Here is a 15,370-nt window from a genome sequence, read left to right as displayed (position 1 = left end):
CCGATATGCCGCTGATTAGCTTCCAGAACACGGTCGGCGGTCGGCTGCAATCGATTGCCCATGCATTCGAGAGCCACGATCCGTTTACCGGCAGGGCTTGGGCACTGATCCCGCGCTGCGGCAAGGCCGAGGTCGACGCCGCCGTGGCGGCTGCCAAGGCGGCTTTCCGGTCGAAGGAATGGGGCGGCCTCACGCCAACCGCGCGCGGCAAGCTGCTGGTGAGGTTGGCGGATCTGATTGCGGAGAACGCCGAGCGCATTGCCGCCATCGAGACGCGCGACAATGGCAAGCTGCTCACCGAGATGACGGCGCAGCTGCGCTATATCCCCGAATGGTTCCGCTATTTCGGAGGGCTTGCCGACAAGATCGAAGGCTCGGTGCTGCCGATCGACAAGGCTGATATGTTCGCTTTCACCAGGCATGAGCCCTTGGGCGTCATCGCGGCCATCGTGCCCTGGAATTCGCCACTACTGCTTCTGACATGGAAGCTCGCACCGCTGCTGGCGGCAGGCAACACGGTCGTCATCAAGCCGTCGGAACACGCCTCGGCCTCGACGCTGGAATTCGTGAAACTGTTCGCGCAGGCGGGTTTTCCCCCGGGCGTCGTCAACACCGTCACCGGCATGCCGCAGGACGTCGGCGTGCCGCTCGTCTCCCATCCCGACATCGCCAAGATCGCCTTCACCGGTGGCGAGCCGGGCGGTCTTGCCGTCTATCGCGCGGCGGCCGAGGGACTGAAGACCGTGACGCTGGAACTGGGCGGCAAATCGGCCAACATCGTCTTCGACGACGCCAATCTCGAGAGCGCGGTCAACGGCGCGATATCCGGCATCTTCGCGGCCAGCGGCCAGACCTGCATTGCCGGCTCGCGCCTGCTGGTCCACCGCAAGATACACGATCGGTTCGTGGAAGATGTCATCACGCTGGCGGCAAGTGCCCGGATAGGCAATCCGTCGCTGGCCGAAACGCAGGTGGGGCCGATCACCACGCATGCCCAGCGCGACAAGGTGCTTTCCTATCTCGGCATCGCACGGCGCGAGGGTGCGCTGTGCGTGCTTGGCGGCGGCAAGCCGGATGCGGCCGAACTGGCCGACGGCTGGTTCGTCCAGCCCACCATCTTCACTGGCGTCAACAACACCATGCGGATCGCCCGCGAAGAGGTGTTCGGGCCGATCCTGTCCGTCATCCCGTTCGACGACGAGGAAGAGGCCTTCGCCATCGCCAATGACAGCCCCTATGGGCTGGCGGCAGGTATTTGGACCGGCGATATGGGGCGGGCGCTGCGCGGCGCGGCCGCGATGGAAGCCGGCATGGTCTGGATCAATTCATACCGCGCCGTCTCCTATATGGCGCCCTTCGGCGGCTACAAGAGAAGCGGTATCGGTCGTGAGAGCGGGCAGGAGGCGATCAATGCCTATCTGCAGACCAAGACGGTGTGGATAGACACGGTTGGCAAGACCGCCAACCCGTTCGTGATCCGCTAGAGCATGATCCCGAAAAGTGGGAACCGGTTTTGGGAAAAGATCATGCTCCAACAAACAGATAGAGCAGGATGACGATTAAACCAAACGTCACCCTGCTCTAGGATAGGCTTCGGTGGGAGAATTATCCCTATCCGTGGCCGAGCTTGGTGTGCCGATCCCACGAACGGTGACCTGCTCACAATGACGAAGGAATTGCACATGAGACAGGCGGGCAAGGTGGCTGTTGTCACCGGGGCGGCGCGCGGCATCGGGCGCGCTTGCGCGGAACGCTTTCTGGCCGAAGGCGCTTATGTCGTGATCGGCGACATCGATGCCGCGGAACTGAAGAAATGCGCCGCTGAAATCGGCACGGACGAGACCGTCCTGGCAGTGATCACGGATGTCAGCAGGAAGGATCAGGTCGATGCGCTGGTCGCGGCGGCGGTGGCGAAGTTCGGCCGCCTCGACATCATGGTCAACAATGCCGGCATCGCTCCGGTCCAGGACTTTCTCGACATCACAGAGGCGGACTACGACAGGGTTCTCGCCGTCAACCTGAAGGGCGCGTTCATGGGCACCCAGGCCGCGGCCCGCCAGATGATCGCGCAAGGCAATGGTGGCGTTATCGTGAACATGTCCTCCATCAATTCCGGCCTCGCCAATCCGCGCGTCGCCACCTATGCGATCTCCAAGGGTGGCATGAACCAGGTCACCAGTACCGCGGCCGTCGCCTTCGCCCCCCATGGCATCCGTGTCGTCGGCGTCGGCCCGGGCACCATCGCAACAGAGATGGTGATGGACGGGACCTTCATCGATTCTGAAGAAATGCGGCAGGCGATCCTTTCGCGCACACCGCTGGGGCGCCTCGGGACGGCGGCCGAGATCGCTTCTGTCGTGGCGTTCCTGGCCAGCGACGATGCCTCCTACATCACCGGCGAGACGATCTATCCCGACGGGGGACGCCGCGTGCTGAACTATACGGTTCCGGTCAAGAGTGAGAAAAATGGGAAGTGAGGAAATGGGCAATTTCGACAAGCTGCATCACATCTGCATCGTCGTGCATGATATCGACAAGGCGCAGACCTATTACGATTCCATCGGTATAGGGCCGTGGGAAGCCTATCCGCCGCTGGCCGAATATGAGGAACTCCAGGTGCCCAGCCCCGAGGGGTTCAAGGTGATGCAATACCGTATTTGCAACCTGCCGAATGTTCAGCTGCAGCTTTGCCAGCCGAGCCGTGATCCTTCACCGCAGCGGATCCATCTGGACACCAAGGGCGAGGGTGTCTTCCACATCGGCTTCGAGGTTCGTGATGCCGACGCGGCCGAAACCAAGGCGCAAATCGATGGGCTGTCCGTGCTGATGCGCGGGCGCAGGAAAAACCGCACCGGCTTCACCTATTACGATACGGCCGACAAGGCTGGTGTCATCCTTTTGACCCGGGCAACCAATCTGCCCGGCAAATGATCCGTGCCGGGGTGGCCGGCCGGGGATCGGGGTCGCTTCGTCAGCTGCCCCGCAATTCCTGGAGCCGGTCGACCAGGAACTTGCCGCTGGTGATGATATGCATTTCCAGGAGGCTGACGGCGCGCAGCGTATCCTTGGCTTCGCAGAGCTCGATGAGTTGCCAGTGGTCACGGTCGGACTGTGCCTGGATCTCGGTGAGCGTGACCATCATGCGCGTGTATCGTTCCAGCTGCTGGTAGATGCGCCCGACCAGTTCGATCGTCGCCTTGCGGCCGGACGGCGCGTAGAGCGCTGCGTGGAAGTTCCAGTTCAACTGGTTGGAATATTCACCGGTCCGGCCTTGTTCCTGGTGCTGCTTTGCCCGTTCACGGGCAAGCGCGAGATCGGCCTCCGTCATCCTCGGAATGGCAAGGGCAAGCAGCCAGGTTTCAATCCGGGCCCGCAATTCGTAGAGCTCGAGGATCTCGTCCAGGGAGATCGAGGTGACGACCGCGCCCTTGTGGGAGACGAGCGTGACAAAGCCTTCGGAGTGAAGCTGATGCAGCGCTTCCCGTACCGGTATCCGGCTGACGCCGAACTCGGTGGCCAGATGTTCCTGCCGCAACTGGAAGTTGGCCTCGTATTCGCCGATCAGGATTTTCTGCCTGATGGCGTCCGCGACCTGGGCCGAGATGGTTTTCTTCTGTACGAGCATTGATCAGCCTGGGGGCGACCGCCTTGTGATTTGGCATGCGGCGCAATTTTGATTGAAGAAACGGACGCATAGCACTGCGCATAGGTTGTTGTCACTCCGAAGGCCCGCCGCCGGTTTCGCCTCAGTAGACATGTTCCTCGATGGGCTGGCCGCTGGCGATGCGCTCATAGCGGAAGGCCGAGAGGTCGATGGAGCGGTATTCTCCGTAGGCGATCAGGTCGCTGACCCCTGAGCCTGTTGCCGCCGCGTGCATCATGCCGTGTCCGCTGAAGCCGGTGGCCAGTACGAAGTTCGAGACCTCCGGATGACGCCCGATAATGCCGCTGTGGTCGAAAGTATTGTACTCATAGAGCCCTGCCCAGGCGCGCAGCATCCTGAGCTGCTCGAACCCGGGCACACGATGGGCGAGTGCGGGCCAGATCAGGTCGTCGAACAGCTCGTAGTCCACATCCAGGCCAAAATCGTCCGGATCATTCTCGTGCAGCGGCGGAATCCCGCACAGGAAAAGCTGGCCCTCCGGCCGCAGCCAGAAGCCGCTCGTATCGAAGACGAAGGGGCAGTTCTCGATCCTTGCCGGGGTCTCGAAGACGAAAACGCAGCGTTTGCTCGGCACGACCGGCACCTCGACACTGGCCATCCGGGCGATGCCCGCGCTCCATGGCCCGGCCGCGTTGATCACCGTGCCGGCTACCAGCCGTTCGCCATTGTCCAGCACCACCTCGCCAACCCTGTGCGATGAAGCCATGGCCAGTCCGGTCACGGTCGCGGCGATGTAGTCGACCTTCTGAGCGCGCGCCTTTCGGCGAAATGCCTGCATCAAGCCAGGGCCGTCGAACCAGCCCTCGCTGCCGACACCGAATGAGCCAAGGGCGAGGTCTTCCGTGTTGAGCCAGGGCAAGCGCCGCGCCAGATCGGACTGTTCGATCAGCTCGATGTCGACGCCCATGCTGCGCTGAACCAGGTTCTTTGCGCGTTGTGCGTCTGCCCGCTCGGGCGTTGCCAGCACGAGATAGCCGGGCTGATGGAGCCCGATGTCCGCCGGCTCGTCGCCAATGGCAAGCCGCGTCCCCACATTGCGCAGGAACTCCATGCTGAATTTCGACATGGCGATGTTCGGCGGCGTGCCGAACTGCTGGCGTATGGCGCTGGTCGACAGCGAGGACGAAGAGGCAGTGTAGTAGGGATCGCGCTCGATCACAGCGATGCTGCCGCTGAAATCCGGATTGGCGGACAGGAAATAGGCGATCGAGCTTCCGACAACGCCTCCACCGATGATCACCACATCATATTTCATGCCCATTCCAGTCGTGTTCCCTATCCGGCCGATATATGGTCTGGCGATGGATTGGATACTTTCGTGGCCAATCTCGCCTCCTTCACCCAGTCATAGCCCGGTCTCCGATAGAGAAAAAGGGGTTTGACGTGAAAAAAGGAATACATTATCCAATTTTAAACAGAACAGGATCTGCCTCGGCAATCGAGGTGGCCATGCCGAGGAACGTTCCGTGGGCCTCATTGCTCCCCGTCTCGACGTCATCAAGCCAAGCCCGAGCATGGCGGTCACCGCCCGGGCCATCGAAATGCGCTCTGCCGGCATCGACGTCATCAGCCTCAGCGCCGGCGAGCCGGACTTTCCGACGCCGCCGCATATCGTCGAGGCGGCCTATGCGGCGATGCGCAGGGGCGAGACACGTTACACTGCGGTCGACGGTACGGCCGCGCTGAAGAAGGCGGTGGCGGACAAGTTCAGGCGTGAAAACGGTCTTGACTACAAGCCGTCGCAAATCTCTGTCGCCGGTGGCGCGAAGCAGGTCATCTACAACGCCCTGCTGGCGACGCTCGCTCCCGGTGATGAGGTTGTCGTTCCCGCACCCTATTGGGTCTCCTACACCGACATCGTGCTGTTGGGCGAAGGCAGGCCGGTGGTCGTTCCCTGCACGCAGGCCGATGGGTTCAAGCTGACACCGCAGGCTCTGCGCGGCGCAATCACCGAACGCACGAAATGGCTGCTCCTCAACACGCCTTCCAATCCCACGGGCGCCGTCTATGACCGTGACGAACTCGCCGGATTGGCCGAAGTGCTGCTCGACCACCGCCAGGTCCATGTGCTGACCGACGACATCTACGAGCATATCCTGTTTAACGGCCGCACCTTCGACACCATCGCCGGTGTCGAGCCGCGGCTGAAGGACCGCACGCTGACGGTCAACGGCGTGTCCAAGGCCTATGCCATGACCGGCTGGCGGATCGGCTACGCCGGCGGACCGGAGCCGCTGATCCGCGCCATGGCGACGGTGCAGAGCCAGAGCACGTCGAACCCGTCCTCCATTTCGCAGGCCGCGACCATAGCCGCGCTCGAGGGTCCGCAGGATTTTCTTCGCCCGCGGGCGCTCGAATTCCAGGACCGGCGCGATCGGGCGCTGGAACTGCTGCGGGCAATCCCCGGCCTCACCTGCCAGACCCCGGAGGGGGCTTTCTATCTCTACCCCGATTGTTCGGCCCTTATCGGCCGACGCCGTCCCGACGGCGTTGTCATCGGTGGCGACGACGACCTCTCGCTCTATCTGCTCGACCAGGCGCGGGTCGCGGTGGTTCAGGGCTCGGCCTACGGCCTGTCGCCGCATTTCCGCATTTCCATAGCCACGTCGATGGACCAGATCGAGAAAGCGATCGGGCGCATCGCCGAGGCTGTCCAGGCGCTGCGGTAATGTCGGCGATGGATCTGGACTTCGTCCATGGGCTGATCGAGCTTGTCGCGCGTTCGCCCATCGATGAACTGGAAGTCGAGCGCGACGGCGTGCGCGTGCGCCTCGCAAGGCAGATGTCAGCGACGCCATCCGCGACGCAGGCCGGTTCGTCGGCACAGCCTTTGCCAACTGCCGTCGCGGTCGTTCCCGCTGCTTCCGCCCCAATGGTCTTGACGATCGCGCGGCATTCGATCCGTGCCCCGCTGACCGGTGTCTTCTACCGCGCCGCCGCCGAAGGCGAGCCACCGCTCGTTTCCGTCGGCGACATTGTCGAGGAGGGGCAGAAAATCGGTGTGCTGGAAGCCATGAAGACGTTCAACGTCGTGGAATCCGACCGCGCTGGAAAGATCGTCGAGATCGCTTTCGAGGACCATGCCGGTGTGCAGTCCGGCGACGTGCTGTTCGTCCTGGAAGAGGCGGGCTGAGGCGATGTTCGACACCGTCCTTATCGCCAACCGTGGTGAAATCGCGCTGCGTATCCTGCGCGCCTGCCGGGCCCTTGGATTGAAGGTGGTCGCGGCCCATTCGCAAGCCGATGCCAGCCTTCGCCACGTGGCGTTGGCGGACAGGGCGATTTGCATCGGCCCGGCGACCGCCGCTGCAAGCTATCTCAACATCGGCGAGATCATCGCCGCCGCGCAGCTTACCGGCGCGGGCGCGATCCATCCGGGCTATGGTTTCCTTTCGGAGAACGCCGCCTTCGCCGAAGCCGTCGAGAATGCCGGGCTTGCCTTCATCGGCCCGTCGTCGGCGGCGATCCGCGCGATGGGCGACAAGGTGTCCGCCAAGCGGACGATGATTGCCGCCGGCGTTCCCTGCGTTCCAGGCTCGGAAGGCGCGCTGCCGCAAGACGAGCAGGCCGTGCGCGGCATCGCTTCGGCCATTGGCTATCCGGTCATTGTCAAGGCAGCCGGCGGCGGCGGCGGGCGCGGCATGCGCATCGTGCGGTCTGAAAGCGGGCTGATGGAAGCCGTGTCGCTGGCGCGCGAGGAAGCGGGCCGCGCTTTCGGCAATCCGCAGGTCTATCTGGAGAAATTCCTCGAGCACCCGCGCCATATCGAGATCCAGGTGCTGGCCGACCGGCAAGGGACGGCGGTCTGGCTTGGTGAGCGGGACTGCTCCATGCAGCGGCGCCACCAGAAGATCATCGAGGAAGCGCCGGCGCCCGGCATCGCGCGCGAGGCGATCGCCGAGATCGGCGAGCTGTGCGCGCGTGCATGCCTGACCATCGGCTATACCGGTGCCGGCACCTTCGAATTCCTCTACGAGGGCGGGCGCTTCTATTTCATCGAGATGAACACCCGGGTGCAGGTCGAGCATCCCGTTACCGAGCTCGTCACCGGCATCGATATCGTGCGCGAACAGATCCGCATCGCCCAGGGCGAGCATCTGTCGTTCAGGCAGGAAGACATCCGCATTCACGGCCACGCTCTGGAATGCCGCATCAACGCGGAGCATCCCTACAGCTTTCGGCCGCATCCTGGCCGGGTCGAGCGGTGGACGCCTCCGGGCGGTCCGGGCATCCGCGTCGATTCGCACCTCTACTCCGGCTACACGGTGCCGCCGCACTACGATTCGCTGGTGGCCAAGCTGTTGGCGCATGGCGCGACGCGAGCCGATGCGGTCCGGCGCATGAGCGGCGCGCTGGCCGAGATGGAGGCTGTTGGCATCGCCACCAACGCGCCGCTGCACGGCCTGCTGATGGAGGAGCCAGGCTTCGCCGCCGGAGGCTTCGATATTCATCATCTTGAACGTCTCATCGAAGGCGGCTTGCTCAAGGGACGGGGCGGCGATGACGCTTGAAGAAATCGAAAGGCTGGCGGGCTGGTGCACACGCGCCGGCATCGGTGAGATCGAGTTGGCGCAGACCGGCTTCTCGCTGCGCCTGCGTCTGAACCCGCAATCGTCCGTCGCCGAAACGTCCTTGGCTGTGGCCACGACCCCCAAGGCCGAAGCGGCCTTCAACGGCGTGCGCGCACCGGGCGTCGGCGTCTTCCGTCTCGATCATCCGACGACCGGTCGCCCTGTTGCCGCATCAGGCCAGAAGGTTCGCAAGGGCGAGACAGTCGGTGTCCTGCAAGTCGGGTCACACCTGAAGGCCGTGCTTGCGCCCGACGATGGCGTCCTGGGCGCCGCACTGGTCGAGGACGGAACGGTGGTCGGTTACGGCACGCCGCTCTACGCGCTGGCGACAGCCGATCGTGCAAGACAATGAGGAAGGCGCCATGAGCGGACTGCAGGTCGATATCAATTCGGACATGGGTGAGGGTTTCGGCGCCTACAGGCTCGGCGACGACGCCGCGATCCTCGGCATCGTCAGCTCCGCCAATGTCGCGTGCGGCTTTCATGCCGGCGACCCGGAGATCATGGCCGCCACCTTCTCGATGGCGCGCGAGAAGGGCGTCGCGGTTGGCGCGCATCCGAGCTTTGCCGATCTGTGGGGGTTCGGACGCCGTGTCATTCCGCATTCCATGGATGAGATCGAAAGGCTGGTGGCCTACCAGGTTGGTGCGGCGCAGGCGCTGTCCGCCTATGCCGGCCACCCGATCCGCTACGTCAAGGCGCATGGCGCGCTGGGCAATCTTACCCAGACCGACCGTGGCGTCGCCGAAGCCGTGACGCGCGCGGTCAAGGCCGTCGATCCCGACCTGATATGTCTCGCCATCGCGCTGGGCTTCCAGGACAGGATCGCGCGCGACGCCGGCCTGACGGTCCGGTCCGAAATCTTCGCTGATCGCGCCTATACGGAGGAAGGCTTTCTTGTCTCGCGCAAGCTGGAGGGCGCGGTCATCCACGATGCCGAGAAGGCGGCGGAACGGGTCGTCCGCATGGTCAGGCAAGGTGCCATCGAGACGATTTCGGGGCAGCTGCTGAAAACGCCGATCGATTCGATCTGCGTCCACAGCGACACGCCGGCGGCCGTCGCCATCGCCGCGCGTGTGCGGGCCCGGCTGGAAGAGAGCGGTGTCGAGGTAAGAGCCTTCGTGACAACAGTCTGAGCATGGCGGAACAGAAACGAGGCCGTGCCTGCCGGCACGGCCTCGTTTGTTTCAGAACCAGACGTCTGCCAGCCTGTGGCCGCGCGGATAAGGATCTGTCGGGTCGAGGCCGTACTGGCCGATGCTGGTGATCCAGGCCTGTCCGGCGATGGTGACCACGACGGCATCAAGGTCGCCTACGCGCGCACTGGCGATCACGCGCGAATCGAAATGGGTGCCGATGATCGACTTGTTGCGAAACAGCTCGCCTTTGGCGATTTGACCTTTTGCCGACATTACCGCCAGGCGCCCGGTGGTGCCGGTCCCGGTTGGAGAGCGGTCGAGCCTGCCATGCAGGCAGACCGTGCCGTTGATGCTTTCCACGCGCCCGTCGACGCGCGCGATCGGGCCTTCGAAGATGACGTTGGAGACATCGCGGATCTTCGGATTCTCCGGATGCACCACCTTGAGCTGCTCGTTGACCGCCTTCTTGATCCTTTGGCCTGTCAGGGACATTTGATGAGCCTCGTCGGGGGTGACGGCAAAGCCGAGCGCGCTTGCGTTGACATGGGCGAAAGTCATGCCGCCATACGAGGTGTCGACGGTGATGGTGCCCAGCCCTTCGACCTCGACCGGCGTGTCGAGATGGAGCGCGAAAGCCGGCACGTTGGTGAATTCCACTTGCTTCACCTTGCCGTTCTCGCACAGGCAGCGCACTTCGATCATTCCTGCCGGGGCTTCCATGCGCAGCAGTGTCTCGGGCTCCTGCATCGGGATGATCCCGGTTTCCAGTGCCACCGTGGCGACGCAGATCGTGTTCGAGCCCGACATGGGCGGATACTCGGTGCTTTCGATGATGACATAGCCGAGATCGGCCGAGGGGTCGCAAGGCGGCAGGATGATGTTGCCGTTGACGTATGGCGCGCCACGCGGCTCGAACAAGAGCAATCCACGAATGTCGTCCATATGCTCTTCGAGATATTCCTTCTTTTCGAACATCGTTTTGCCGGGAACGTCCCTGACGCCCCCGGTGATCACGTTGCCCACTTCACCTTCGGCGTGGCAGCCGACGACCGTGAATGTTTTCGTCCAGCGCATTTCTGTCCCTCCTGTGGTTGGTCTTGGCCTTGGCCATTATCGGTTCAGACCGCGTCGAGCCCTTGCTCGAGAAGACGGTCAAGTTGCTCCATTTCCTGGTGCGTGAGGACAATGCCGTCGCGCTCCGACTTTTCGCGGGCCAGGAACCGCCGCTGCGAGGGCAGGCGCGCGCCTTGGCCGAGGATCGCTTCGAACAGGGTTTCCGCGCGAGCCAGGGGATTGCCGGCCCGGCCGGCGGCGAAGGCTTGCGGCGAAAAGGCGATGATCAGCTCGCCATGCGACGGATAAAGCGTCGTGGTGCCGATCAGGTCCAGCGCCTCGGGGCTGGTCAGGTCGCCAATCATGATGCCTGCGAGCAGTTCGATCATCGTGCCGATGGCGGAACCCTTGTGCCCGCCGAAGGACAGCATGGCGCCGGCGAGCGCGACCTCGGGATCCGTCGTCGGCTTGCCGTCCGAATCGATGGCCCAACCTTCAGGCAGCGGTTTGCCAGCCCGGCGATGGAGTTCGATCTCGCCGCGCGCGGCAACCGAGGTCGCGAAATCGAAGACATAGGGTGGCTGTCCCTCGCGCGGCCAGCCGAAAGCAAAGGGATTGGTGCCCAGCAACGGCCTGTTGCCGCCGGTCGGGGCGACTGTGGCATAGCTCGGACACATGGCGAGGCCGGCAAGGCCGGCTTGCGCCAAGGCCTCGACCTCGACCCAGAGAGCGGAAAAATGCACGGCGTCATTGATCGCCAGCGCCGCGACCCCACAGGCATGTGCCCGCTCGATCAGCGCCGGCAGGCCGACTTCGAAGGCCGGGTTGGCGAAGCCGCCCTTGGCGTCCACTTTCACGATGGCCGGTGCCTGTTGCGGCAGCAACTCGGGCACCGCGTCTGGCGTGACCTTCCCGGCCTTGATCGTGCGTAGCGCCCCTTCGATGCGATAGATGCCATGCGACTTGCAGGCGTCGCGCTCCGCGGCGACGATCACCCGCGTGATGGCGCTGGCCTGGAGGGCGTTGAGACCGGCCTTGTGAAAAATTGTGTCCACGCGCGCGGACAAGGCATCGGTGCTGAGAACGCTGGTGCTCATTTTCTGGCCTCTGGGTTGGCGGCACGCGACACATCTGCCGTCAGGAAAATTTCAGGTCGCGGGCAAAGTCTATGAGATCCTGCGCAAGCAGCACAGGCTGCTCGAGAGCCGCAAAATGGCCGCCGCGCGGCATCGCGGTCCACCGCCGCACGTCGCGGAAGACACGCTCGACCCAACTCCTCGGCGGCATTGGCAGTTCTTTCGGAAACAATGCCACCGCGAGCGGCACGTCGATTGCCGTGCCGCGCGGGAATGCAAGCGGGCGCGCGCGCGTCTCCCAATAGAGGCGCATCGACGAGGCGACTGTCCGGGTGAACCAGTAGAGCGAAATGTCGGCAAGCATGTCGTCCTGCGAAAAGGTGGCCTTGCCCAGATCGCCGTCGCAATCGCTCCAGTCCCGGAACTTCTCGATCATCCACGCCGCCAGTCCGACTGGCGAATCCGTCAGCCCGTAGGCAAGCGTTTGGGGGCGCGTGCCTTGGATATGGCCGTAGGCGCCGTGGAGATCCGCCCATTCGGCTTTCCGTTGCAGGAACGCGCGTTCTTCCGAAGTCAGGTCGCCGCCCGGGCCCGCGTCGTGGGGAGGCAGGTATGAGCCAGGAATGAAATTCAAATGCGCCCCAGCCAGACTGTCGGGATGCGCATATGCCAGACATGTCGAGACGCTGGCGCCCAGATCTCCGCCTTGCGCGAGATATCGCTCATAGCCGAGACGGCGCATCAATTCCGCCCAGAGCCCGGCAACGGTGAACAGGTTGAGACCGGGCCTGCCTGGCCGGCTTGAAAAGCCATATCCAGGGATCGACGGGACCACGACATTGAAGGCATCCTCCTGTCTTCCGCCATGGGAAAGCGGGTCGGTCAGAAGTGGGATCAGCCTGTGGAATTCGAAGACGCTGCCCGGCCAGCCATGGGTGAGGATCACCGTCCTGCGGGTCGCGACGGCGGCGGGCGCATGGATGAAATGGATGGTTTGATCGCCAATATCCGTCTGGTAGTGCGGATGGATATTCCAGGTGGCTTCCTGCTTGCGCCAGTCGAAGCCGGTGCCCCAATACTGCATAAGCCGCCGCAGCGCCTCATACTCGGTTCCCTGCGCCCATCCTATTGCCTGCAACTGGTCCGGCGCGCGCCAGGCTGAAATGCGCTTCTTCAATTCATCGATTTCAGCCTGGGCAATCTGGATCGTGAAAGGGCGGATTTCCATGGACCTGTCCTGCTCGCTGATACCTGCCGAACGAAGCGAATGCGGATATCGTACCGCCCCGCTGTCATCGCCGTCGAATCTCGGCCCGATCAGCACGGTGGGAGAGCGCGCACGTTTTTCGTTCAACCCGGCCGTGGCCGTGCGGCCACGAGGTTGCGTGCGGCGGCGAAGTCGTGAAGCCACGTCTGGCCAGCGCGGAGCGCGTCTGTCGACGCTTCGACGGAGACCGGCAAGAAGCGCAGATTTGCGCCGACCGGCGCCTGCGCCAGCCGCCAGAGGTCGGCCTCGATCACAGTGGCGATCTTCGGATAGCCGCCGCAGGTGTTGGCATCGGCAAGCTGGATGATCGGCTGCCCGGATGGCGGCACCTGAATGGTGCCCGGCACGATACCGTGTGACAAAAGCTCCAGCGGCGAGATGAGCGAAAGCGGCTCTCCGGACAGCCGATACCCCATGCGATTGGCATCGTTGGTGATGCTCCATTCGCCGGTGGTGAAGGTTGCCTGGGCCTCCGGCGTGAAGGCGTCGAACTCGGCCGCCGGCAGAACCCGCAGTTTGATGGCGGCGGCAAGGCCATCGGCCGCGCCGCGTCGCTCCTCCGCCGCTGCGCCAAGGCCGCCCGCCGGCAGCGGGCATTGCGCGGGGTTGAGCGCGAGCCTGTCGCCGCGTGCCAGGCCGCGCCCTGCCAACCCGCCGAAACTGCCCTTCAGATCTGTCGCGCGCGATCCCATCACCGACGGCAGATCGAGCCCGCCGGCGAAGGCGATGTAGGAGCGAGCACCGGTGCGCGGCGCGTCGATGACGAGGGTCTCGCCAGCGCGGATAGTCATCGCCCACCAGGGCGGGCAGGGCCGGTCGGCGATGCTGACGGCGCAATCCGCGCCTGTGACGGCGACGGCTGTGTCCATATGGGCGCGGAACCGGAACGGATGCAGCGCGACTTCTATCCCGGCCGCGGCAACGTCATTGCCCAGCATGAGGTTGGCGACTGCCAGGGCCTGCTTGTCCATGGCGCCGCCATGGCTGACCCCGAGCGCGAGATGGCCGGGCCGGCCAAGATCCTGGACCGTGTTCAGCAGGCCGGTGGTGAGGATCTCGATCATGCTTCGATATCGGCGATTGTGAACCGGATCTTGTCTCCGGGCTTGAGCAGCACCGGCGATTGCGCTTCGGGCGTGAAGAGCTTCATGTCGGTATGGCCGACAATGTGCCATCCGGACGGCGCGGTCATCGGCATGATGCCCGCCTGCGCGCCACCGATGATGACGGCACCCTCGGCCACTTTCAGGCGCGGCGTGCCCCGCCTTGCCCAGGCAAGTCGAGGGTCAAGGCCCGAGAGATAGGGAAAGCCCGGCATGGCGCCGATGGCGGCAACCGTATAGGTGGCCGCGGCATGGCGCTTGACGGTCTCGTCTATGGTCATGCCGCAATGCGCGGCCCATCCGGCCAGGTCCTCGCCACGCGCGCCGCCATAGTTGACGGGAACGGTGTGATTGGTGCCGGCCACCGCGCGGGCATCGGTACCGGTCCAGAGCGACCTTAGCTGCGCGCAGATGCTCATTGCGTCGGTGGTCAGCGGGTCGAACAGCACGAGCAGGTTGTTCATGCCGGGCACGGCCTCGTGCACCCCCTCCAGGGTCAGCGCGGCCTTCGTCACCGCCCAGACCAGTTCCTGGACAGCATCATCAAAGGCGCCCTGCGCGCCATCGAGAAGCAGGGCACCGGACCCGGCGAGGCTGATGCGGGGCATGGTCATGGGCGCTCAGTCCTTGACCGGCACCGTATAGTTCAGGATCAGCCGGCCACCGTCGGGATAGATGGTTTGGCCGACAATGTAGGAGGCGTCGTTGCTGGCCAGAAAGGAGGCGACGCTGGCGATTTCCGACGGCTCGCCGCAGCGGCCGCTCGGCGTGCGCGACAGGATGGTCTGGCGCTGCTCCTCGCTCGCCATGACCGAGCTCTTAACCATGTCGGTCAGGATGGTGCCCGGGCCGATGGCATTGACCCGGATGTTGTGCGGGATCAGTCCGACCGCCATCACCGCCGTCAGCTGCTTGATGCCACCCTTGGACACGGCATAGGCGACCGAATTGGGAATGGCCAGAATGGCGTTGATCGACGACATGTTGATGATCGAGCCGCCACGTCCCTGCGCGATCATGGCGCGTGCCGCCGCCTGGCCGAGCAGGAAGGGCGCTTTGAGATTGATGCGCTGGACCCAGTCGAAAGCCTCTTCGGGAAAGTCGACGAAATTATCCAGATGGATGACGCCTGCATTGTTGATGAGGATATCGACGCCGCCGAATCTCTCCGTGGCCTTGGCAATGATATCGGCTGCCATTTTCTGGGTGCATTCGGACAGATCCGCCGATAGCCAGGCGGCGCGCTCGCCAAGGCGTTCGGCATGCTCGCGTCCGCGATCGGCCTGGACGTCGACAAGCACGACATTGGCGCCATCGGCATGAAAGCGCTCGGCGCAGGCAAGGCCCAATCCTTGAGCTGCCCCGGTAATGATCGCGACTTTTCCTGCGTGCTTCACGGCGATTCCTTTTTTGACGAATATGGATATGTTATCCAATCTATCTCAAGCTTTTGCGTAATTGCAAGCCCATGGCTGGAGTGATTGAACCGCCAGGGTG

General features: G+C 63.8%; 16 protein-coding genes. 8 read left to right on the top strand and 8 right to left on the bottom strand.

Annotated elements, in window-relative coordinates; translation table 11 throughout:
• The first annotated feature begins 5 nt into the window (after window positions 1-5).
• The 3 genes from FJ977_RS06465 to FJ977_RS06455 all read left to right on the top strand — a co-directional run bounded on the left by FJ977_RS06465 (window position 6) and on the right by FJ977_RS06455 (window position 2,931).
• The gene (locus FJ977_RS06465) at window positions 6-1,484 is read left to right on the top strand and encodes an aldehyde dehydrogenase (RefSeq protein WP_140769580.1); all 1,479 of its coding nucleotides are present in this window, start codon (window positions 6-8) and stop codon (window positions 1,482-1,484) included.
• Between the two features lie 198 nt (window positions 1,485-1,682).
• Window positions 1,683-2,477, top strand: a complete 795-nt coding sequence (locus tag FJ977_RS06460; RefSeq protein ID WP_140769579.1) for an SDR family oxidoreductase — start codon at window positions 1,683-1,685, stop codon at window positions 2,475-2,477.
• Window positions 2,467-2,931, top strand: a complete 465-nt coding sequence (locus FJ977_RS06455; RefSeq protein ID WP_244735207.1) for a VOC family protein — start codon at window positions 2,467-2,469, stop codon at window positions 2,929-2,931. The genes FJ977_RS06460 and FJ977_RS06455 overlap by 11 nt, the downstream gene beginning before the upstream one ends.
• A gap of 40 nt (window positions 2,932-2,971) precedes the next feature.
• Here FJ977_RS06455 and FJ977_RS06450 read toward each other — a convergent pair whose 3' ends face one another.
• Window positions 2,972-3,625: a GntR family transcriptional regulator gene (locus FJ977_RS06450; protein ID WP_140769577.1), complete on the bottom strand. Its 654-nt coding sequence runs from the start codon at window positions 3,623-3,625 to the stop codon at window positions 2,972-2,974.
• Window positions 3,626-3,746: 121 nt separating this feature from the next.
• The gene (locus FJ977_RS06445) at window positions 3,747-4,919 is read right to left on the bottom strand and encodes an FAD-binding oxidoreductase (protein ID WP_246682827.1); all 1,173 of its coding nucleotides are present in this window, start codon (window positions 4,917-4,919) and stop codon (window positions 3,747-3,749) included.
• Between the two features lie 211 nt (window positions 4,920-5,130).
• Here FJ977_RS06445 and FJ977_RS06440 point away from each other — a divergent pair, with 211 nt between their 5' ends.
• The 5 genes from FJ977_RS06440 to FJ977_RS06420 are packed head-to-tail and all read left to right on the top strand — an operon-like array spanning window position 5,131 to window position 9,371.
• The gene (locus tag FJ977_RS06440; RefSeq protein WP_140769573.1) at window positions 5,131-6,333 is read left to right on the top strand and encodes a pyridoxal phosphate-dependent aminotransferase; all 1,203 of its coding nucleotides are present in this window, start codon (window positions 5,131-5,133) and stop codon (window positions 6,331-6,333) included.
• A complete protein-coding gene (locus tag FJ977_RS06435; RefSeq protein ID WP_246682826.1) occupies window positions 6,333-6,797 on the top strand; it encodes a biotin/lipoyl-containing protein in 465 nt (154 codons plus the stop codon). Before FJ977_RS06440 ends, FJ977_RS06435 begins: the two co-directional genes overlap by 1 nt.
• A 4-nt stretch (window positions 6,798-6,801) precedes the next feature.
• A complete protein-coding gene (accC, locus tag FJ977_RS06430) occupies window positions 6,802-8,175 on the top strand; it encodes an acetyl-CoA carboxylase biotin carboxylase subunit (RefSeq protein WP_140769571.1) in 1,374 nt (457 codons plus the stop codon).
• A complete protein-coding gene (locus FJ977_RS06425) occupies window positions 8,165-8,587 on the top strand; it encodes a biotin attachment protein (RefSeq protein WP_140769569.1) in 423 nt (140 codons plus the stop codon). Before accC ends, FJ977_RS06425 begins: the two co-directional genes overlap by 11 nt.
• A 10-nt stretch (window positions 8,588-8,597) precedes the next feature.
• Window positions 8,598-9,371, top strand: a complete 774-nt coding sequence (locus FJ977_RS06420; protein WP_140769567.1) for a 5-oxoprolinase subunit PxpA — start codon at window positions 8,598-8,600, stop codon at window positions 9,369-9,371.
• Window positions 9,372-9,422: 51 nt separating this feature from the next.
• Here FJ977_RS06420 and FJ977_RS06415 read toward each other — a convergent pair whose 3' ends face one another.
• From FJ977_RS06415 to FJ977_RS06390, 6 genes are all read right to left on the bottom strand, one after another.
• Window positions 9,423-10,448 carry a proline racemase family protein gene (locus FJ977_RS06415; RefSeq protein WP_140769565.1) on the bottom strand — a complete coding sequence of 342 codons (1,026 nt, stop codon included), beginning with the start codon at window positions 10,446-10,448 and terminating at the stop codon, window positions 9,423-9,425.
• 44 nt (window positions 10,449-10,492) lie between these two features.
• A complete protein-coding gene (locus FJ977_RS06410; protein ID WP_140769563.1) occupies window positions 10,493-11,524 on the bottom strand; it encodes an Ldh family oxidoreductase in 1,032 nt (343 codons plus the stop codon).
• A gap of 40 nt (window positions 11,525-11,564) precedes the next feature.
• Complete coding sequence (locus tag FJ977_RS06405) at window positions 11,565-12,731, bottom strand: epoxide hydrolase family protein (protein WP_140769561.1); 1,167 nt, start codon at window positions 12,729-12,731, stop codon at window positions 11,565-11,567.
• Window positions 12,732-12,853: 122 nt separating this feature from the next.
• Window positions 12,854-13,834 (bottom strand): biotin-dependent carboxyltransferase family protein, encoded by a 981-nt coding sequence (locus tag FJ977_RS06400; protein WP_140769559.1) that lies wholly within the window; start codon window positions 13,832-13,834, stop codon window positions 12,854-12,856.
• Window positions 13,831-14,487: a 5-oxoprolinase subunit PxpB gene (gene pxpB, locus FJ977_RS06395; RefSeq protein WP_140769557.1), complete on the bottom strand. Its 657-nt coding sequence runs from the start codon at window positions 14,485-14,487 to the stop codon at window positions 13,831-13,833. The genes FJ977_RS06400 and pxpB overlap by 4 nt, the downstream gene beginning before the upstream one ends.
• 6 nt (window positions 14,488-14,493) lie before the next feature.
• Window positions 14,494-15,270, bottom strand: a complete 777-nt coding sequence (locus FJ977_RS06390; RefSeq protein ID WP_181179632.1) for an SDR family oxidoreductase — start codon at window positions 15,268-15,270, stop codon at window positions 14,494-14,496.
• Window positions 15,271-15,370: the final 100 nt, after the last annotated feature.

Source organism: Mesorhizobium sp. B2-1-3A (genome assembly GCF_006442655.1).
Taxonomy (GTDB): domain Bacteria; phylum Pseudomonadota; class Alphaproteobacteria; order Rhizobiales; family Rhizobiaceae; genus Mesorhizobium.
This window is presented reverse-complemented; position numbering and strand designations above follow the sequence as displayed.

What these genes read in the sequence shown, in the direction of transcription:
- FJ977_RS06465 (WP_140769580.1), top strand. Translation starts at nt 6, where the DNA reads ATGCCGCTGATTAGCTTCCAGAACACGGTCGGCGGTCGGCTGCAATCG.
- FJ977_RS06460 (WP_140769579.1), top strand. Translation starts at nt 1,683, where the DNA reads ATGAGACAGGCGGGCAAGGTGGCTGTTGTCACCGGGGCGGCGCGCGGC.
- FJ977_RS06455 (WP_244735207.1), top strand. Translation starts at nt 2,467, where the DNA reads ATGGGAAGTGAGGAAATGGGCAATTTCGACAAGCTGCATCACATCTGC.
- FJ977_RS06450 (WP_140769577.1), bottom strand. Translation starts at nt 3,625, where the DNA reads ATGCTCGTACAGAAGAAAACCATCTCGGCCCAGGTCGCGGACGCCATC.
- FJ977_RS06445 (WP_246682827.1), bottom strand. Translation starts at nt 4,919, where the DNA reads ATGAAATATGATGTGGTGATCATCGGTGGAGGCGTTGTCGGAAGCTCG.
- FJ977_RS06435 (WP_246682826.1), top strand. Translation starts at nt 6,333, where the DNA reads ATGTCGGCGATGGATCTGGACTTCGTCCATGGGCTGATCGAGCTTGTC.
- accC (WP_140769571.1), top strand. Translation starts at nt 6,802, where the DNA reads ATGTTCGACACCGTCCTTATCGCCAACCGTGGTGAAATCGCGCTGCGT.
- FJ977_RS06425 (WP_140769569.1), top strand. Translation starts at nt 8,165, where the DNA reads ATGACGCTTGAAGAAATCGAAAGGCTGGCGGGCTGGTGCACACGCGCC.
- FJ977_RS06420 (WP_140769567.1), top strand. Translation starts at nt 8,598, where the DNA reads ATGAGCGGACTGCAGGTCGATATCAATTCGGACATGGGTGAGGGTTTC.
- FJ977_RS06415 (WP_140769565.1), bottom strand. Translation starts at nt 10,448, where the DNA reads ATGCGCTGGACGAAAACATTCACGGTCGTCGGCTGCCACGCCGAAGGT.
- FJ977_RS06410 (WP_140769563.1), bottom strand. Translation starts at nt 11,524, where the DNA reads ATGAGCACCAGCGTTCTCAGCACCGATGCCTTGTCCGCGCGCGTGGAC.
- FJ977_RS06405 (WP_140769561.1), bottom strand. Translation starts at nt 12,731, where the DNA reads ATGGAAATCCGCCCTTTCACGATCCAGATTGCCCAGGCTGAAATCGAT.
- FJ977_RS06400 (WP_140769559.1), bottom strand. Translation starts at nt 13,834, where the DNA reads ATGATCGAGATCCTCACCACCGGCCTGCTGAACACGGTCCAGGATCTT.
- pxpB (WP_140769557.1), bottom strand. Translation starts at nt 14,487, where the DNA reads ATGACCATGCCCCGCATCAGCCTCGCCGGGTCCGGTGCCCTGCTTCTC.